Raw genomic sequence first — 18189 nt, 5'->3', positions numbered from 1 at the left:
GGCCCGTCCGACCGACCCGTCCGACAGGCCCCTCTGGTCGGCCTCTCCGACCGGCCCACCTGACCGGCCTGTCCGACCGGTCCGTCCGACCGGCCCACCTGACCGGCCTGTCCGACCGGTCCGTTCCACCCTTCCACCCGCCGTGAACGTCCGACGAGGAGTCCGAAGATGACCGATCCGCGCCTGCTGATCCTCACCGCGGGAGCGTTCGGCGCGGCCGTCGCCGAAGGGCTGGCCGCACGTTACGCCGGGTCCACCGTGCTCGACGTGAACCAGGGCACCCACCCCAGCCTGTGGCCCGACAGCGACCTGATCGTGCTGGCCACCGGGCAGGGACGGGAAGTGCTGGCCGACATGGTCGACGCCAGCGCCCACTCCTGGAGCCGGCCCTGGTTCCCCGTCCAGGCGGGCCCCCTCGACCTGCGATGCGGACCGGTGGTCGTGCCCGGCCGCACCGCGTGCCACCGCTGCTACACCCGTCGCCGTGCACAGCACACCGCCCCGACGGCGGACCGGACCCGGGACGGCGGGGCCACCGCGCCCCCGGTCTCCGGACATGCCCCGCACCACGTCGCCATCGCCGTGGGACTCGCGGACCAGGCGGTGCGCGAGGCCCTGGCCGTACCCGGTGAGCCGGGCGCGGCGGAGGGCATCGGCGCCACCGTGCGGATCTTCGGGATCGTGGAGGGCGCCACCTCCAGCTCGGCGGTCGTCGCCGTCGACCGGTGCGCCCGCTGCCGGCCGGCCCGTACCCCCGAGAGCCGCCTGGCGCGGTTCGAGGCGATCGCGGCGGAGCTCGCGGCCCTCCCCGCTCTTCCGGCTCTCGCGGCCCTCCCGGGCCAGTGACTCCGACCCCGCGCACGAACCCGCACCGCACCCCGTACGACCCGTGCGTCTCGCACGACCGGCGCGTCCCGCTCGTACGTTCCGAACCGGAAAGGAGGCCTCGATGCCGGACCACTCTGTGATCACCGCCGAAGCCATGGCCTCGGCCGCCCTGAACGACCCGCAGTTCCACGTCCCGGCGCGGCCCAGGCTCCGGCGCGGCCTCTCCCTGCACCACACGCCCGAGGCCCTGGTCGTCGAAGGGACCCCCAAGAAGCAGCTGCTGCGCGGTGCCGCCGCCCGGGAACTGCTGCCCCGCATGCTCCCGCTGCTCGACGGCGGCCGCGGCCACGAGGACGTGGCCGACGCCCTGGGAATCCCGGTCGGCACCGTCTTCAAGGCCCTCTCCCTGCTGTGGACCTGCGGCCTGATCGAGGAGGCCGCGTCCCCGGCGGCGGCCTCCCGGGCGGCGGCGGTGCCCGACGCCCTCGCCGACTTCCTCTCCCGCATCGGCGACTCCACCGGGGCCAACCACGCCTGGGAGGAGGCCCTGGACCGGCTGGCCCGGGCCCGGGTCGAGGTCTTCGGCACCGGCCCCCTGGCCGACGCCGCCCGCCGCCACCTCGCCGACTCCCTCGTGGAGACCGGATCCGGCACCGGCACCGAGCCGGCACCGGGCAGCACCCTCGTGGTCGCCGCCGGACTCGACCCGACCGCCTCGGCGGCGCTCGCCGCCTCCTGCGCCCTGGCCGGCGTCCCGCTGATCCGCCTCGCGCTCACCGGTCGCACCGCCCACCTCGGGCCGTACGTCGACCTCGCGTTCACCCCCTGTCTCGCCTGCCGCACCGCGGAGGACCCGCCGGACGACCGCCCGCCGCTGCCCGGCGACGCCGGACTGGCCGCCGCACTCTTCGCCCGGGACCTGTTCGCGCTGCTCTCGCGGAGCACGCCAGGACCGCTGCCGTCCCAGTGGCGCACCGTCGACCTGTCCGACCTCTCGCAGGAGCGCCGCTCGGCCGCCACCCGGCCCGGCTGCCCGCACTGCTCGGCGGCGCCGGGCGACCCGGTCGCACCGCCGCTCGCCGCGCGCTACGAGGCCGCCATCGCCTTCCCGCCCCGGGAGTACGCCGACGGCAAGGCCCACCAGGCCCACTACAAGCCCTCGAACATCGCCCTGCAGAACGACGAGAAGACCTGGCCCGTCGCGGCGGCCGTGCCCCTCCCCGAGCCACCGTTCGAGTCGCTGCGCGCCCCGTCGCCCGCCGCCCTCGACGACGGGACCGCCGCCCTGCTCCTCGCCGTCACCGCGGGCCGCAGGGGCCTGCTGCCCGGTCGCGTGCAGCGGTGGACGGCGAGCGGCGGCAACATCGGCTCCGTCGTCGCCCATCTCGTGGTCCGCGACGTCCCCGGTCTGAAGCCCGGCGTCTACGGCTACGTGGCGTCCGAGCACCGGCTGGCCAGGCTCGCGGCCGACCCCGGCGCCGTCCCCGGAGAGGCACCTCTGACGGTCGTCCTCACCGGCGACTTCACCAAGGTCGCCAAGAAGTACGCGGCGTTCGCCCTGCGGATCGTCCTGCTCGACGCCGGCTGCGCCACCGCCACGCTCCGCGCCGCGGCGACCGCGCTGCGCCTGCCGTTCGCGGTCCGCACCCGCTGGGACGACCTCGCGGTGGCCGCGGCCCTGGGGATCGACCCCGACCTGGAACCGATCACCACCCTCGTCGACCTGGGAGGAGCCCCGTGAGCGCCCCGCACGAACTGGCCATGGACATGCTGGCGTCCTTCCGGGAGCAGCGCGGCGGCGGCGCCGCCACAGCACTCGCCGAACGCCGGACGCACGTACGGGCCGAGCCCGCGCCCGTCCTGCCCGCACCGGACCCGGTGGCGCTCGGACCGGCCGTCAGGGCCGATCCGTACACGCACGGGGCCGTGCCCCACGACCTTCTGACCACCTTGGAGAACCGGCGCTCACTGCGCGGCTTCTCCCCGGCGCCCCTGCCCGCCGGACTGCTGGCCGGCATCATGACCCGGGCCCTGGCGCAGGACGAGGCCACCGGAACGACCGGGACCGCCGGGGCCGACGGGATCGACGCGGACTTCCCGCTTGAACTCACCGTCGTCGCCGGTCGGTTGACCGGGATCGCTCCCGCCGTCCACCGCTTCGACGCCGCGACGTCCTCCTTCACCCCGGTGATGGAGCTGCCCACCGGAGCGGCCCGCTACGGACTGACGCTGCAGCCGGAGTTCTCCGACGCCGCCGCGATCGTCTCGATCGGGGTGCCGCTGGACGCCGCGGTCCACCGTCACGGCGGGCACGGCTACCGGCTGCTGCTCACCCGCGCCGGCTCCGCCGCGTACGCGATGTGGCTGGACGGCGTCGCCCACGGGCTTGTCGGCAGCGTCTTCGCCGGCTTCATACCGGCGGCCGTCCGCGGCCCCCTGCTCAGCGACGGAACGAGCCGCCAGCAGATCTTCGCGCTGGCCCTGGGCCTGCCGCCGGCCCCCTGAGACTTCCCGCCCCGACCGGGTGCGGGAGCCGTCACCCACCGCACGACACCTGAGGAGGTGCCTCACATGGAGGACATCGAACTGTACGCCGTCGACGCCGAGGAACTGGCGATCGAGGAGCTGCCCGAGGGCAACGCCCTCGCGAGCTGGGCGTCCGCCGGATCCGCCTCGACCGCTTCCTGCCCGGCGACGTCCGCGTCGTCCGTCAGCAGCGCGTCCACCTACGGGTGATCCGCAGCCCCCGGCCGGTCCGTCCGGCCGTCCGTACCGCACACCGGAAGGAGGTGAACACCATGGAGAACAACATCGAGCTCTACGTCATCGACGGTGACGAGCTGGCGATCGAGGAGCTTCCGGAGGGCAACGCCCTCGGCTGCTTCTTCTGCGCCGGATCCGCTTCGACCGCGTCCTGCCCCGGCTCGTCCGCGGCCACCGCGTCGTCCGCGTCGACCGTCGGCTGACCCCCGGTCATCCCGGTTCCCTCCGGCCGGTGCGCAGTACCTCCACACGGCAGCACACAGACACACGGACACGCAGAAAGGATTTCTCGATGCAGGACTTCGACGACCTCGAACTGGACCTGTCCGCCGACGAGCTGGCCTCGGACGCGCTCGGCCTCGAGCCCCTGAAGGAGGGCGTCGCCCTCGGCACCTGGGCGACCGCCGGCACCGCTTCGACGGCCTCGTGCCCGACGAGCACCGCCTCCTCCTCCGCGAGCGCCTCCAGCTTCGGCTGAGCCCGCCCGCGGTACCCGCCGCACCACCACACCCACCCGAAAGGAAGTGAACGCCATGAACGAGAACCTCGACAACGAACTCGAACTGTGGTCGGAGTCCCTCGACCTGGAGGTCCTCCAGGACGCTGTGAGCCCCGGTTTCACCACCGCCTTCTGCGGCGCCTGCGCCGGCTCGGCCAGCTGCCCCGTCGGCTGCGTCGGTTCGATGAGCAGCGTCTCCAGCCAGGGCGGCTGATCAGCCCTGCGGATCCTGGGCCCCGGGGTGGTCCTAGTACCCCGGGGCCCAGGCCCCCAGCCCGGTCCGCTTTTCCCGGACCGGACTGCGTCAGACCAGACCAGATTAGAGCCAGGCGGCCCGGCGCGACAGCGGGCCGGCCGCCGCTGCGGAGGGAGGAACCGCGCCGTGGACACGTGCACCGCACCCAAGCTCCGGGAGGATCTGGAGATCATCCGGGGGATGGACGACCACCCCCTGATGTTCGATCCGAAGGGCGGGACCTACCACCGGCTGACCAAGTCGGCGGCGGCGCTGCTCCGTCAGTTCGACGGAGCGCACTCGCTGGACGAGCTCTCGGCCCTGATGGCCGAGCGCCGGGGCGTCCCCGCCGAGGGCGTACGCGGGGAGCTCACCGCCTTCGTCGACGAGTTGAGCCGCAGCGGCCTCCTCGTCGGAACCGAAGCCGAGCAGGCGCCGAAGAAGCGCGTCGGCGGCCGTTTCGGCACCACCATGCTCATGCCCCGCTTCGTCATCACCCGCTCGCTCCCGACGGTCCTGGAGCCGGCCGCCCGGCTGCTGCGCCGGGTCCCGGCCCGGCTGTCGGTCGGCGTCTTCGCGGGCGGCGGCATCCTCGGCATCCTGCTCGGCCTCTACGCGGTCCTGACCTCGGCCCCGCCGGCCAAGGACCTGCTGGGCACGGGCACCCTCGTCGCCATCGGCCTGATGTTCCTCCAGATCCTCGTGCACGAGAGCGCGCACGCCATGGTCTGCCAGGTGCTCAAGGTGCCTGTGCGGGGCCTGGGAGTGGCGCTGCTCTTCTACTTCATGCCGCTCGCCTACGTCGACCGCACCGACGCCTACCGCGTCCGCTCCCGGGGCGGCCGGGTCCTGCTCGCCGTCGCCGGACCGCTCAGCGACGGCTGGTTCACCGGCGCCGCCGCCCTGCTCGTACTCACCACGGACGGGCCGGTCGCACAGGTGGCCGGAGCGCTGCTGATCTTCCAGATGCTCAACCTGGTCACCAACATCAACCCGATGCTCCCGAGCGACGGTTACGCGGCCCTCGAGGCCGGCTTCGGTCTCGTCGACGCACGGGGCCGCGCCTTCACCCTGCTGAAGCACCGCCTCCTCGGCCGTCCGCTGCCGGGCTTCCTGGAGCGGATGCCGGCCCGCGGCCGCCGGCTGCACGTGACGTACGGCATCGTGTGCAGCGTCTACACCGTGGCGCTCGGTTTCTTCGTCGTCCAGTCACTGTTCTGGTCGTTCGAGCTGGTCGGACGGTCGATGCCGTGACCGCCGCCCCCGTGACCGCCGCCCCCGTGACCGCCGCCCCCGAGATCTCCGGACCGCTGCTCACCCGGGTGGGCGGTCTGCCCACCGAGGCCCTGGACCTCACCGGGTCCGCCACACGACGGGCGATCGCCGAGGCAGCCGACGCCCATGCCGAACTGGAGCGACGGCGGCCCGCCCTGGAGGACGCCTGCTTCCCGCTGGTGCCCCTCCTGGACGACGAGGTGCCGCTGCGCCGCCAGGTGCTGGCCGCCAAACGCGCCGCGCACCGGCTGCGGGCGCTGCCGTGGGGCAACGAACTGCCTTCCCGCATCGTCGAGTTGGCCGGACCCGAGGTGGCCGCCGAGTTCCTCGGCTGGCAGGCCGCCGTCCGGCTGCGCGACGAGACCGCCCGGCGGCTCGACGCCCTGCTGACCGAGGACCGGGCGGCGGCCCCGGCGGCGCTCGCCGGCCACCTCGCCGACCCGGGCTTCGCCCGGGCCGCGGCACTGGCCGCCCCCGACTGGCTGCGGCACGGCCGCCCGCGCCGCCGCCCCGCCGAGACCCGCAACCTGCGGACGCTCTACTCCTACGTCTCCCGGGCCGCCGTGAAGACCAGCCCGTTCTCCACGCTGACCACCGTCGGCGAGGGCGGCTCACCCGGTGCCGTCGGTGCTGCCGGTGCTGAGAGCGCCGCCGGTGCCGGGAGTGCCGCCGGTTCCGCCGGAGAGGGCCGGCGTACGGCCCCCGTCGCCCACAGCTACGCCGCCACCGCCCTCGCCCAGCTGGCCCTGCGCTGCCTGGCCCGCGAGCCCGGCACCGCCGGGCTGCTGCGCTACCGGCTCGCGCCGCTCAGGCCCGGCGGCCCCGACGCCCCCGGCGGCCTCGTCCTGCTGCCCGAACCCGTCGCGGACGGCGGTCTCGCCTGGCGGCTCGACCGGGTGGTGGAGGCCGACCACGCGGCGCCCTGGCTGTCCGGCTTCGCGAACGACGCCGAGCACTCCCTGGGCGGGCTGCTGTCCGGGCTCGGCGGCCCCGACCCCTTCCGCCGCTTCCGGCGACTGCTCGACACCGGGCTGATCGCGCCCGTACCGCCCTGGCGGCGCGGCGACGACCCGGTGGGCGCCGTGGCGGAGCTGCTCGCGGACCACCCCGAGGACGGGGACGGGATCGCGGGCGAGGTGAGGGAGTTGAGGGACTCGGCCGCCGTCCTCGCCGCCGCCGGTGAGGACGAACGCACCGAGACGCTCACCCGGGCCCGCCGCACCGCCCGGCGCTGGGCCCGGCGGGCCGGTCTCGACCGGTTCGACTCCGGTGAGGTGCTGTACGAGGACGTGGCGAGCGACCTCGCCCTGCCGGAGCTCCTCGACGTGCCCGAGGTCCGGGCCGACCTGACCGAACTGGGCCGCCGCATGCGCCCCTTCGTCTTCCGCTCGCACCTCTACGACGTGCTCGTGAACCGCTTCACGGCCGAGTACGGGCCGGGCGGGACCTGCACCGACGTGCTCGGGTTCCTGATGCGCGTCGCCGTCGACGGCGACGCGCAGCCCGACCTCGACAAGGCGTCCGTCGCCGATCGTGCCGAGCGGGAGACCGCGGGGGAGCGGGCCTGGCTGCCGGTCGGGCCGAGCAGCGCGCCGCCTGCCGCGGCGGTGCTGTTCCAGCTCGCCGCGACCGGCCGGCAGGCCGTGCGCGGCGGCGACTACCAGCTGGTGGTCAACCAGTTCAACCCCGGCACCGGCGGGCTCGTGACCCGCTTCGGACCGCTTCTCGGCGAAGGCTTCCGCGACCGGCTGCGCGAGCACGTCCGGGCCTGCTGGCCCGGCAGGACCTGTCGGGAACTCGTCCTGTGGACGGAGATCAACACGGCCCAGTCGCGGTCGGCCGGCCTGCTGCCGCCCCTGCTGCTGCCCGGTGAGGTCCCGGCGGACGACGGCCTCGACCTCACCGACACCGTGCTCACGCACGACCCCGGCGAGGGCACCCTCGCGCTGCGCGACCGCACGGGCGACCCGGTCGGCCTCGCCTACCTCGGTCTTGTCCCGCCGCACCTCTTCCCGCCGTTCGCCCGGCTGCTCGCCGTACTCGCCGACCCGTGGGTCAACGGATCGCCGCACTCGGACTACGTCCTGCCGTTCGGGCTCCAGGAACGGCGCACCGACGAGGTCGTGCTGGCCCCGCGCACCGCCTTCGGCCGCGTCACCGTCTCCCGCGCCTCGTGGGTCGTCCCGGCGGCCGAACTGCCGCTGCCGAGGCCGGGCGAGAGCGACGCCGAGACCGCGCTGCGCGCCGAGGGGTTCCGGCGGGCGCACGGTCTGCCGGAGGAGGTCTTCTGTCACCGGCTGACCGGCTTCGGGCCGGGCGGGCAGGGCACGGACCGCAAGCCCCTGTGGGTCTCGCTGGCCTCCCCCCTCTCGCTGTCCGTGCTCGCCCAGTGGGCCGGCCCGGCCACCGGCCACCTGCGCCTGGTCGAAGCGCTGCCGGCCAGGTCCGCGCATCCGCTGCGGGACGCGGCGGGCGGCACGCGCGCTGCCGAGCACATCGCGCTGCTGCGCTGGCGGCGGCCGGAGGAGGAAGCATGAGCATGACGGTTCCCCGGCGGGACTGGTGGTACGTACGGGTCTACCCGGGCGGCCCCCGGCTCATGGACGCCGCGGCCCGCACCCTCGTGCCGTGGCTGGCCGCGCAGGCCGGGCGGCTGGGCAGCGAGGACTGGTTCTTCATCCGGTACTGGGACGCCACCGGCCACCACCTGCGCCTGCGGCTGCGCGCCGGGGCCGACGCGGTGGACGCCCTGGACGCCGTCGCCCGCGAGGAGCTCACCGCTCTGCTCGGCACACTGGAGGAGCGGCCCGAGGACTCCGTCGGCCTGCTGCCCGGCGCGCTGCCGCCCGGCTCGCCGGCACGCGGCGTCACCCCCGCGCTGTACGCGCCGGAGTCGGCCAAGTACGGCGGTCCGGAAGGGGTCGCCATCGCCGAGCGGATCTTCCACCTGGACAGCGTGTTCTGCGCCGAGAACGACCTCGCCGCCCTGCCCCGCCGCTACGAACGGGCCGCGCACGCCGTCCACTTCGCCCGGGCGCTCACCGCCAGGGTGCTCACCGAGGAGGAGCGGGACGTCTTCTGGATCCGGCACCGCACCCGGTGGGGCTGGCAACTGCGCCTGGCCGCCGACGGGCGGCCGCTCCGGCCCCTGCTCGGCGGCGTCTCGGCCGGAGTACGGGAACAGGGCGTGCCCGCACCCGGCGCGCGGGAACGCGTCGACGCGCACGCCGACGCGCTGGCCGAACTCCTCCTGCGGGCCCCCGGATCCCGGGACCACCAGGTGCTCCATCACCTGCACATGGTGATGAACCGGCTGGGTTTCCCGCCCGGCGAGGAGGCGGCGCTCGGCATGCTGGCAGGGCAGACTGCGAGGAAACCGGCGGCTGTCGCCGCTTCGATGTCCGGACGAGAGGAACACCTGGGATGACCCTGGCCGGCGACATGATCCTGCTCGCCTTCGACGAGGAGGGCGGCAGGCTTCCCGTCCGCCAGTCCTTGGCCCCGGCGGTGCGCGGCGCGCTCCTCGCCGAACTGCTCGACGACGGCGCCCTGACGGACGACGCGGGCACGGTCAGGACCGCGGGCGAGGCGCCGCGGGACGCCGCGCTCCGGGAGGTGTGGCAGCGGATCGCGGCGGAGCCCGGCAGGAAGTGGCTGCACTGGGTCCGCAAGGACGGCCGCGCGTCGATCCACGAGGTGCTGCGGGGCCTGGAGAAGGACGGGCTCCTGGAGCGGAGCGCCGGCCGGGTCTTCGGCGTCTTCCCGCTGAACCGGGCCGATCTCACCCCGGCGGGCCTCACCGCCGCCCGGGAGACGCGGGCCGCGGTGGCCGCCGCGGTCGAGGCCCCGTCGGCCCCCGGCGGCGGCGCGGACCGTGGCCGGGCCGCGCTGCTTGCCGGACTCGCCCACGCGGGCGGTCAGTTGGGCACGACCCTGACCGCCGACCGGCGCCGCGCACTCAAGGACCGGCTCGCTGCTCTGTCCGAGGGCGCGGCCCCGGTGGCGCCCGCGGTCCGCCGGGCCGTCCAGGACCTCCAGGGCGCGGCCGTCTCGTAGGGACCGGCTCCGGAGTGTGGCCGAGCTCGCGGGGACCGGCTCCGGGGTGCGGCCGTCTCGTCAAGGTCCGCTTCAGGTCACGTCCGGCTCCCGGGAGTCGCGAACGGCCTTCAGATCCAGCCGCGTTCGCGAGCCAGCAGGGCGGCATGCGGGCGGCTGGACGCGCCCAGGGCGCGCAGGAGGTCGGCCACGTGCCGCCGGTAGGTCCGTACCGACATGCCCAGGTCCCGGGCGCCGATCTCGTCCTTGCCGGCGTGGCACATGGACTTCAGGACGTCCCGTTCGATCTCGGTGAGACCGCCCGGACACTCCTCGTCGTCCGCGACGATCGCCGACAGGTCCGTGGCCTGGCACCAGATCTTCTCGAAGAGGGCGAGGATGCCGGAGACGAGGCCGGCCTCCTGGGCCACCAGGGCGCCCCGCGAGGTGTCCTCGGGGTCGATGGGGACCAGGGCGGTGCGCCGGTCGTAGACGAGGACGCGCTCCGAGAGGTCGTCGGCCACCCGGATCTCCGCTCCCTTGGCGGTGAGTTCCCGCAGGTAGCCGACGGTCGGCGGATCGTCGAGGGCCTCCTGGAGCACCACGCTGCGGATCCGGACGCCCCGGCTCAGACAGCGCAGGTCCAGCGGGCGCGAGTGCGTGATGTTCTCGGGCGTCAGGACCGTGTACGGCTCGATGGACAGGATCTCCTCGCGGGCGAAGAAGGCGAGGTCGTCGATTCGGCTGCGGATCTGCGCCACGTTCTCCATGCGCTCGATGGACTGCGGCGAGGCCGGCGCCGGACTCTGCTCGTCCCGCAGCGCGGCGACCAGGTGCCGGGAGCGGGTGACCTCCTGCAGTTCCTGGTGCAGTTCGCGCAGCCGCAGCTCGGTGAGCCGGTCCACCACGATCCCCGGATCGGTCGGGCGCACGGTCCGCCGGTCGGTCGGGTAGAGCAGGCCGAGTTCGCGCAGCCGGTCCTGGGCGGTGGCCACGGCCTCGCGGTCGGCCCGTAGCAGGATGTGGATGTCCCCGTCGGTGGTGTCGGGATTCCTCAGGAAGTGCCGATAGATGCTCTCCTCCAGTTCGGAGAGTCCCAATATGCGCATGTCTGTTACCGCCATCACGAGCCCCCCGAGCTCTGCCTGCACGCCGGCGCCGCGCTCCGCTGGTCAGACGGCTGTAGCTGCGCGTCCGGATGGTGGTTTGGAGAGTATTGCCCGAGTAAACGGAAGCCTACATAAGCGATCACCGATGTGGCGGGTGTCACATTGCGGGAGGTGTCGTCGGGGTGGACGGCGTGTGGCGTACGCACCTCTCCGAGCCGCGGGTTGACCCCTGAACGGGGAGGCGCATAGCGTCGCCGGGCTGGGGTGAGCGAAGGCTCGGAGGTCTCGTGGTGGTGTCCGGTGTGGAGCGGCTGACCGCCGAAGGCGCGCCCTTCGCCGTCGAGGGCGGGGTGTACGCGAGCGGGCCGCGCACGCTGCGGGAGTTCGTCGAGGCCGTCTGGGGGTACGGGGACCGGGTGTTCCTGGTGTCCGAGAGCGGGCCCATGACCTACCGGGAGTTCTTCGACGCCGCCTGCGGGCTCGCCCGGCGGCTCGCCGGGGAGTACGGGCTGCGCCCAGGCGACCGGGCCGTCGTCGCCATGCGGAACCTGCCCGAGTGGCAGGTCGCCTTCTGGGCCGCGCAGCTCGCCGGCCTCGTCGCCGTACCCCTCAACGCCTGGTGGACCGAGGACGAGTTCGCGTACGCGCTCGACGACTGCGCGCCGGGCGTGCTGCTCGTCGACGGCGAGCGGGTCGGACGCGTGCGGGCGTGGGCACGGCGGAACGGGGTGCCGGGGATCGTCTTCCACGAAGGGGCCGGGGGTGTTGATCCTCGGGCCGAGGCCGAGCACGGGGCCGGGAACGGGGGCGTCGCCCCTCGGACCGAGCACGGCGACAACGACGGCTTCGTCCCCTACGTCGCCGACACCGACCCGTTCCTCGGGCCGCCGCCCGTCGACGTCCTGCCCGAGCACGACTCCACCCTCATCTACACCTCCGGCACCACCGGCCGCCCCAAGGGCGCCGTCGCCACCCATCTCGCGCAGGCCGGGGCCGCCATGAACCCCCGGTACTTCGCCGCCGCCGCGGCCCTCGCGCGCGGGGACGTGCCGGGGACGGGGCCCGCGCCCGTGTCGCTGACCACGTTCCCCTTCTTCCACGTCGCCGCCTTCACCTCCTTCTACGCCGTGATGGCCGCGGGCGGCACGCTCGTCATGATGCGGAAGTGGGACGCGGGCCGGGCTCTCGAACTGATCCGGGAACACCGGGTCACCCACTACGCGGGCGTGCCCACCACCGCGCTCCAGCTGCTCGACCTCGCCCGCTCCACCGGCGACCCGCTGGAGAGCCTCACCCTGCTCAGCACCGGGGGCGCCGCCGCCCCGCCCGGCATCGTCGCCGGGATCAGCGCCGGGTACGGGGACCGCGTCGAGCCGCGGAACGGCTACGGGCTCACCGAGACCTGCGGCGGCGTCCTTTCGAACGTCGGCGCCGAGTACCGCGCCCACCCCGGGAGCGTCGGCCGGCCCTCGCCCGTCACCGAGGTGCGGATCGAGCGGCCCGACGCCGAGGGCGTGGGGGAGCTGTGGCTGCGCGGGCAGTCCCTCGTCCGGGGCTACTGGGGGAACGAGGCCGCCACCCGTGCCGCCTTCACCGACGACGGCTGGTTCAGGACCGGGGACCTCGCGCGCGTCGACGCGGACGGGCGGGTCGGCATCGTCGACCGGCTCACCGACATGGTGATCCGCGGCGGGGAGAACGTGTACTGCGTCGAGGTCGAGACCGTCCTTCACGAGCACCCGGACGTCGTCGACGCCGCCGTCCTCGGAGTGCCGCACCCCGTCCTGGGCGAGGAGGTCGTGGCCGTCGTACGGCTGCGCCCCGGGGCCGACGGCGACACCGAGCGCCTGCGCGCCCACGTGGGGACCCGCCTCGCCGCCTTCAAGGTGCCCGCCCGTGTCCTCGTACGCGAGGAGGAGCTGCCCCGGAACCCGACCGGGAAGATCCTCAAGCGGGAACTGCGGGACGGGCTGTTCGGGGGCGGGTGACGAGGGTGGGTGACGCGGGCTGTCCGGAGGCGGGTGAGCCGGGTGGGATGAGCCGGGTCAGGTGGCCAGGTGGGGTGGGCCAGGCGTCCGCCCCGAGGCGCGTGCGCGCGCTCAGTCGCGCGTGATGCGGACCCGGTACGTGCCCTTCTCGTCCTCGTCGAGCACGCTGATCCGTATTCCGTTCGCCCGGTCCGTGAACGTCTCCCCGGGGCGGTACGGAGCGTCCGAGAGCTCCGCGTGGACGTTGGCGCGCCGGGTGCAGCCGCCGCTCGCGCGCTCGCTGTCCGACACGGTCACCGGGCCGTGGCCGGTGTCCACGTCGGACTCCACCCGGTAGACGAGGACGCCCTCCTCGCACACGGCCTCGTCGTTGCCGCCCTTGCCGCGGACCTCGACGGCGTAACCGGAGGTGTCGGAGAGCGGGACGAACGTCAGCTTGGGGCCGCCGGATTCGGCCAGCGGGGTGAGCGTCCAGTCGCCGGTGCCGGGGGCGGACGCGCAGCCGACCTGGTCGTTGTCGAGCCAGCCCAGCTTCCACTTGTGCCAGCCGAGCAGGTCGTTGTTGGCGCCCCAGTCCTCGGACATGATGTCCCAGTGCCCGACGGTCCCGCCGCCGTCCGACGTGTACAGGTCGGGGAGTCCGAAGACGTGCCCGTTCTCGTGGGGCAGGACCCGGTAGCCGGTCTCGGCGAAGCTGCCGGAGCCGTCGTCCTGGCGGCTGTAGACGAAGGACGTGTTGGCGAGCGGCACGCCGTCGGCGTAGGGGGCGTCGTCGTTGCCGGAGAAGGTCACGGACAGGACGGTGTCGAGGGCGGAGGGCCCGGCGTTCGGGGTGACCAGGACGTTGACCAGGTCGTACGCGCTGAAGTCCACCTTGGGGTCGGCCACGGTCACGATGTCCTCGACGAGGGAGCGGTACCCCGGCTCGTACGGTGAGCCGCGCTCGATCCCGTACGCGGAGAACGCCCTGGGCATCCGCAGCCAGTCGGGTATGGGCACCTCGGCCTGGTAGCGCAGACGCCCGTACGAGCTGACGCGGAACCATTCGGCGGTCTGCGGGAAGAACTCGCGGAAGCGGCCCATCGCCGTGCCGTCGCCGGTGGCGTCGGGGAAGTCGATCATCAGGTTGAGGGCCTTGACCTGGCCCGTGGAGCGGACGTACCCGGGGGCCGTGGGCAGCCCCTCCGACATCTGCACGCCGAGGGTGGTGGCGATGCGGCACGGGCCCAGCTGGGCTCCGCCGGGCGCGGTGGCCACGGAGCCCGCCGAGGCGGGGGCGGGCCCGGGGAGTGTGCTGCTCGCGGAGGCGAGCAGCGTGAGGGAGAGCGCCGTGGTCGCGGCCAGGGCGACGGGTCTGCGTATCCGTCGGCGGGAGTGCTGCATACGGTCGCCTCTCCGGTGGGGGCAGGTCGGCGGCACGGGCCCCTTCCGGTCCGCGGGGCCCGCGCTGTGCGATCAGCCTGTGGCGAGCGGTTCGTCCGCGCGCGCCGGGTGGCCCGATCGTGGGATCCCCGGCGGAAGCCGACCCCTTGTGGCCCAGGTCACAGCGAAGTCGGGAAATAACCGGGGACCGGGTCCCCGTTTACGCCTGTGTGGAACGAAGTGGGGAGTCACTCCCCGGATGCCGAACCCGAGACGACCGAGGAGGTCGTGGCGTGACCGCCAGTGCCGACACCGCAACCGCGCCCGCCCGCCGTGTACCCCGCCCGCGGGCCGACGCCCTGCGCAACCGCGAGCGGATCGTGACGGCGGCCCGCGAGATGTTCGTCGAGTTCGGCGCCCAGGTGCCGTACGACGAGGTCGCGCGCCGGGCCGGCGTCGGGAACGCCACCCTCTACCGCAACTTCCCGGAGCGCCCCGACCTCGTCCGCGAGGTCGTCCTCTCGATCATGGCCCGCGTCACCGAGGTCGCCGAACGGGCCGCCGAGGAGGAGGACGACACCTTCGCCGCCCTCCGGCGCTTCACCCACGCCGCCGTCGAGGAGCGCATCGGCGCCCTGTGCCCGATGCTCGACGGCGCCTTCGACAAGGACCACCCCGACCTGATCGCCGAGCGCGACCGCCTGGAGGGCGTCGTCCAGTCGCTCGTCGGCCGCGCCCAGCGGGCCGGCCGGCTCCGCCTCGACGTCGGGGTCGGGGACCTGATGGTCGCCGTGTCCCAGCTGACCCGCCCGCTGCCCGGAACGGTCTCCGGCGCCCACTTCGACCAGTTCGTCCACCGCCATCTGCAGCTGTTCCTCGACGGCCTCGAAGCGCCCGCGCGCTCCGAACTGCCCGGGACGGCCGTGACCCTGGAGGACCTGAGGCGCGACTCCTGCCCGTCGTGACAGCCAGGGCCCCGCACCCCTTTACGTAAGCCTTTCCGTCCCTTTTTCACCCGTACGCGCCAATAGGTGGCTACCCCCATGCCGAAAGTCCCCGACAGCTCCGTGACCCACCCCGACCCGGGCCGCTGGAAAGCGCTCGTCTTCATCGCCCTGGCCCAGCTGATGGTCGTGCTCGACGCGACGATCGTGAACATCGCGCTGCCCTCCGCCCAGCAGGACCTCGGGATCTCGGACGGCAACCGGCAGTGGGTCATCACCGCCTACGCCCTCGCCTTCGGCGGTCTGCTCCTGTTCGGCGGACGCATAGCCGACCTGTGGGGCCGTAAGCGCACCTTCGTCGTCGGCCTGATCGGCTTCGCCGCCGCCTCCGCCCTCGGCGGGGCGGCGACCGGCGAGGGCATGATGCTCGGCGCCCGCGCGCTCCAGGGCGCGTTCGGCGCGCTCCTCGCGCCCGCCGCGCTCTCGCTGCTCGCCGTCACCTTCACCGACGCCAAGGAGCGCGCCAAGGCCTTCGGCATCTACGGCGCGATCGCCGGTGGCGGCGGCGCCGTGGGCCTGATCCTCGGCGGCTTCCTCACCGAGTACCTGAACTGGCGCTGGACGTTCTTCGTCAACATCCCGTTCGCCGTCGTCGCCGCCGTGGGCGCGTACCTCGTCGTCCGTGAGCCGGCGGGCGGCCGCAACCGCTCCACGCTCGACATCCCCGGCGTGATCCTCTCGACCCTGGGTCTGGTCGCGCTCGTCTACGGCTTCACCCGTGCCGAGTCCGAGGGCTGGAGCGACGCCGGCACGATCGGCCTGTTCATCGGCTCCGGTCTGCTGCTCATCGCGTTCGTCGTCACCGAGTCCCTGGTGAAGTCCCCGCTGCTGCCGCTGCGCGTCCTGACCGACCGCAACCGCGGCGGTGTCTACCTGTCGCTCGGTCTCGCGGTCATCTCGATGTTCGGCCTCTTCCTCTTCCTGACGTACTACCTCCAGATCGTGAAGGGCTACTCGCCCGTCATGACGGGCTTCGCGTTCCTGCCCATGATCGTGGGCATGATCGTCGGCTCGACCCAGATCGGTACGCGCCTGATGACCCGGGTCCCGCCGCGGCTGCTCATGGCCCCCGGCTTCCTGACCGCCGGCGTCGGCATGCTGCTGCTCACCCAGCTGGAGATCGGTACCTCGTACGCCGGTCTGATCCTGCCCGCGCAGCTGCTGCTCGGCCTCGGCATGGGTACGGCGTTCATGCCGGCCATGTCGCTCGCGACGCTCGGCGTGGACCCGCGGGACGCCGGTGTGGCCTCCGCGATGGTCAACACCTCGCAGCAGGTCGGCGGCGCCATCGGTACGGCCCTGCTGAACACGATCGCCGCCTCGGCCACCACCGCGTACCTGGCCGGCCACGCGGCGGGCGCGACCACCCCGGCCGGGCAGCGCCTGCTCCAGCTCCAGGGCATGGTCGAGGGCTACACGTCCGCCATCTGGTGGGCCGTCGGCATCCTGGTCGTCTCGGCCGCGATCGCCTTCACCCTGATCACCACCGGGAAGCCGGACATGGGGGCCGTCGCCGGGTCCGGTGCGGACGCGGACGACGAGGTGAAGGTGCCGGTCATCGCCCACTGACCCCGCCGGACCCACCTCTTGTACGCCCCGGGCCCGCCCTGGCGTCGTACGCCCCGTACGCCCCGTACGCCCCGGACCTGCCCTGGTTCCGCGAGCCGTGTGCTCAGCGGAGCCAGGGCAGGTCCGCGTCGGGGCCCGCCGGTTCGAGGCCCTCGGCCATCACCCGCATGATCTCGCCGAGCTGGCTCGTCTGTTCGGGGGAGAGCCGGTCGAACAACGCCTGACGTACGGCCGTCACATGGCCGGGCGCGGTGCGGCGCAGCACCTCCATGCCCTCGTCCGTCAGCTGGGCGAACTGGCCGCGCTTGTCGGAGGGGCAGTCCTCGCGCCGCACCCAGCCGTTCTTCTCCAGTCGGGCGATCGCGTGGGAGAGGCGGGAGCGGGTGATCTTGGCCTTCCGGGCGAGCTCGGTCATCCGGAGGCGGCGGCGGGGGGCCTGGGAGAGCTGGACGAGCAGCCCGTAGTAGACGTGCGGCATCCCGGCGTCGCGCTGCAACTGGCGGTCGAGGTGATCCTCCAGGAGCGTGGTGGCATGCAGGTAGGCGCGCCAGGTGCGCTGTTCCTCGTCGCTGAGCCAGCGCGGTTCGGTCATGTCTCCCATGGGTCCCATCGTACGACTCGTCCTTGAAAGTTGAACTATGTGGGTTTACTCTGCGGGTAACTGAGCTTGAAGTTTCAAGCATGTGAAGGACCCACGAGGATGTCGGAGGACGTCACCATGGACGCCACGCCGGAGCGGATGCCCGCCCTCTACCTGTCCCACGGCGCCCCGCCGCTCGCCGACGATCCCGTCTGGCCCGGCGAACTCGCCGCCTGGTCCGCCGACCTCCCCCGCCCCACGGCGATCCTCATGGTCTCCGCCCACTGGGAGGAGGCCCCGCTCGCGCTCGGCGCCACCGAGACCGTCCCCCTCGTCCACGACTTCTGGGGCTTCCCCGAGCACTATTACCAGGTCCGGTACGAGGCCCCCGGTGCGCCCGCCCTCGCGGAGGCGGTCCGCAAGCTGCTCCGCGCGCCCGGCACGCCCGTCCAGGACATCCCCGACCGGGGCCTCGACCACGGCGCCTACGTGCCGCTCGTCGAGATGTTCCCGGGCGCCGACATCCCCGTACTGCAGATCTCCATGCCCACCCTCGACCCGCGCCGCCTGATGGACATCGGGCGCAGGCTCGCGCCCCTCCGTGACGAGGGCGTCCTCATCGTCGGCAGCGGCTTCTTCACCCACAACCTCGCCGCCCTCCGCCACACCGGCGGCGGCGTGCCCGGATGGTCCGCCGAGTTCGACGCCTGGGGGCGCGAGGCCCTCGCCGCGCACGACGTCGACGCCCTCCTCGACTTCGCGCACAAGTCGCCCGCCGGCCGCCTCGCCCACCCGCGTACGGAGCACTTCGCCCCCCTCTTCGTCACCATGGGGGCGGCGGACGCGGCGGGCGACCTCGACGCGGAGCGGTCGGTGATCGACGGGTTCTGGATGGGCCTCGCCAAGCGGTCCGTGCAGTTCGGCTGAGGCCGGTCGCCGGCG

Annotated in this window: 18 protein-coding genes; 15 read left to right on the top strand and 3 right to left on the bottom strand. The window is 73.8% G+C overall.

Translation table 11 applies throughout. The features are described 5' to 3' along the window. Positions 1-168 precede the first annotated feature (168 nt). From ACZ4VK_RS25105 to ACZ4VK_RS25055, 11 genes are all read left to right on the top strand, one after another. On the top strand, positions 169-846 hold the full coding sequence (locus ACZ4VK_RS25105) for a TOMM precursor leader peptide-binding protein (RefSeq protein WP_468356004.1): 678 nt from the start codon (positions 169-171) through the stop codon (positions 844-846). 103 nt (positions 847-949) lie between these two features. Further along, the gene (locus tag ACZ4VK_RS25100; RefSeq protein WP_468356001.1) at positions 950-2569 is read left to right on the top strand and encodes a nitroreductase family protein; all 1620 of its coding nucleotides are present in this window, start codon (positions 950-952) and stop codon (positions 2567-2569) included. Next, positions 2566-3333 (top strand): nitroreductase family protein, encoded by a 768-nt coding sequence (locus ACZ4VK_RS25095; RefSeq protein WP_468355998.1) that lies wholly within the window; start codon positions 2566-2568, stop codon positions 3331-3333. The genes ACZ4VK_RS25100 and ACZ4VK_RS25095 overlap by 4 nt, the downstream gene beginning before the upstream one ends. Before the next feature lie 66 nt (positions 3334-3399). Further along, positions 3400-3564, top strand: a complete 165-nt coding sequence (locus ACZ4VK_RS25090) for a thiocillin family RiPP (protein ID WP_107105427.1) — start codon at positions 3400-3402, stop codon at positions 3562-3564. Positions 3565-3626: 62 nt separating this feature from the next. Continuing rightward, positions 3627-3794, top strand: coding sequence for a thiocillin family RiPP (locus ACZ4VK_RS25085; RefSeq protein ID WP_384101963.1), 168 nt, complete (start codon positions 3627-3629; stop codon positions 3792-3794). Between the two features lie 89 nt (positions 3795-3883). After that, positions 3884-4069, top strand: a complete 186-nt coding sequence (locus ACZ4VK_RS25080) for a thiocillin family RiPP (RefSeq protein WP_260615470.1) — start codon at positions 3884-3886, stop codon at positions 4067-4069. Between the two features lie 55 nt (positions 4070-4124). Continuing rightward, positions 4125-4304 carry a thiocillin family RiPP gene (locus ACZ4VK_RS25075; protein ID WP_055642953.1) on the top strand — a complete coding sequence of 60 codons (180 nt, stop codon included), beginning with the start codon at positions 4125-4127 and terminating at the stop codon, positions 4302-4304. A gap of 168 nt (positions 4305-4472) precedes the next feature. Next, entirely contained in the window at positions 4473-5579 is a 1107-nt protein-coding gene (locus ACZ4VK_RS25070; RefSeq protein WP_468355993.1) for a PqqD family peptide modification chaperone, read from the top strand. Beyond that, positions 5576-8137, top strand: coding sequence for a lantibiotic dehydratase (locus ACZ4VK_RS25065; protein WP_468355990.1), 2562 nt, complete (start codon positions 5576-5578; stop codon positions 8135-8137). The genes ACZ4VK_RS25070 and ACZ4VK_RS25065 overlap by 4 nt, the downstream gene beginning before the upstream one ends. After that, positions 8134-9027 (top strand): lantibiotic dehydratase C-terminal domain-containing protein, encoded by an 894-nt coding sequence (locus tag ACZ4VK_RS25060; RefSeq protein ID WP_468355987.1) that lies wholly within the window; start codon positions 8134-8136, stop codon positions 9025-9027. Before ACZ4VK_RS25065 ends, ACZ4VK_RS25060 begins: the two co-directional genes overlap by 4 nt. After that, on the top strand, positions 9024-9656 hold the full coding sequence (locus ACZ4VK_RS25055; RefSeq protein WP_468355984.1) for a GOLPH3/VPS74 family protein: 633 nt from the start codon (positions 9024-9026) through the stop codon (positions 9654-9656). The genes ACZ4VK_RS25060 and ACZ4VK_RS25055 overlap by 4 nt, the downstream gene beginning before the upstream one ends. A 110-nt stretch (positions 9657-9766) precedes the next feature. On the opposite strand, the gene ACZ4VK_RS25050 is transcribed toward ACZ4VK_RS25055, so the two are convergent. Further along, positions 9767-10759: a helix-turn-helix transcriptional regulator gene (locus ACZ4VK_RS25050; RefSeq protein ID WP_468355981.1), complete on the bottom strand. Its 993-nt coding sequence runs from the start codon at positions 10757-10759 to the stop codon at positions 9767-9769. A gap of 278 nt (positions 10760-11037) precedes the next feature. On the opposite strand from ACZ4VK_RS25050, the gene ACZ4VK_RS25045 reads away from it, so the two are divergent. Continuing rightward, positions 11038-12732 carry a class I adenylate-forming enzyme family protein gene (locus tag ACZ4VK_RS25045; RefSeq protein ID WP_468356375.1) on the top strand — a complete coding sequence of 565 codons (1695 nt, stop codon included), beginning with the start codon at positions 11038-11040 and terminating at the stop codon, positions 12730-12732. Positions 12733-12843: 111 nt separating this feature from the next. Here ACZ4VK_RS25045 and ACZ4VK_RS25040 read toward each other — a convergent pair whose 3' ends face one another. Beyond that, on the bottom strand, positions 12844-14115 hold the full coding sequence (locus ACZ4VK_RS25040) for a M6 family metalloprotease domain-containing protein (protein WP_468355978.1): 1272 nt from the start codon (positions 14113-14115) through the stop codon (positions 12844-12846). Between the two features lie 272 nt (positions 14116-14387). On the opposite strand from ACZ4VK_RS25040, the gene ACZ4VK_RS25035 reads away from it, so the two are divergent. Further along, positions 14388-15059 carry a TetR/AcrR family transcriptional regulator gene (locus tag ACZ4VK_RS25035; RefSeq protein ID WP_468355975.1) on the top strand — a complete coding sequence of 224 codons (672 nt, stop codon included), beginning with the start codon at positions 14388-14390 and terminating at the stop codon, positions 15057-15059. Between the two features lie 78 nt (positions 15060-15137). Then, entirely contained in the window at positions 15138-16667 is a 1530-nt protein-coding gene (locus tag ACZ4VK_RS25030) for an MFS transporter (protein ID WP_468355972.1), read from the top strand. A 103-nt stretch (positions 16668-16770) separates the two neighbouring features. Here ACZ4VK_RS25030 and ACZ4VK_RS25025 read toward each other — a convergent pair whose 3' ends face one another. After that, positions 16771-17277: a MarR family winged helix-turn-helix transcriptional regulator gene (locus ACZ4VK_RS25025; protein ID WP_468355969.1), complete on the bottom strand. Its 507-nt coding sequence runs from the start codon at positions 17275-17277 to the stop codon at positions 16771-16773. Between the two features lie 108 nt (positions 17278-17385). Between ACZ4VK_RS25025 and ACZ4VK_RS25020 the strand changes: the two genes are divergently transcribed. Then, positions 17386-18174 carry a dioxygenase family protein gene (locus ACZ4VK_RS25020; RefSeq protein WP_468356372.1) on the top strand — a complete coding sequence of 263 codons (789 nt, stop codon included), beginning with the start codon at positions 17386-17388 and terminating at the stop codon, positions 18172-18174. The last annotated feature ends 15 nt before the right edge of the window (positions 18175-18189 follow it).

The organism is Streptomyces sp. NPDC028711 (assembly GCF_055565415.1).
This window is presented reverse-complemented; position numbering and strand designations above follow the sequence as displayed.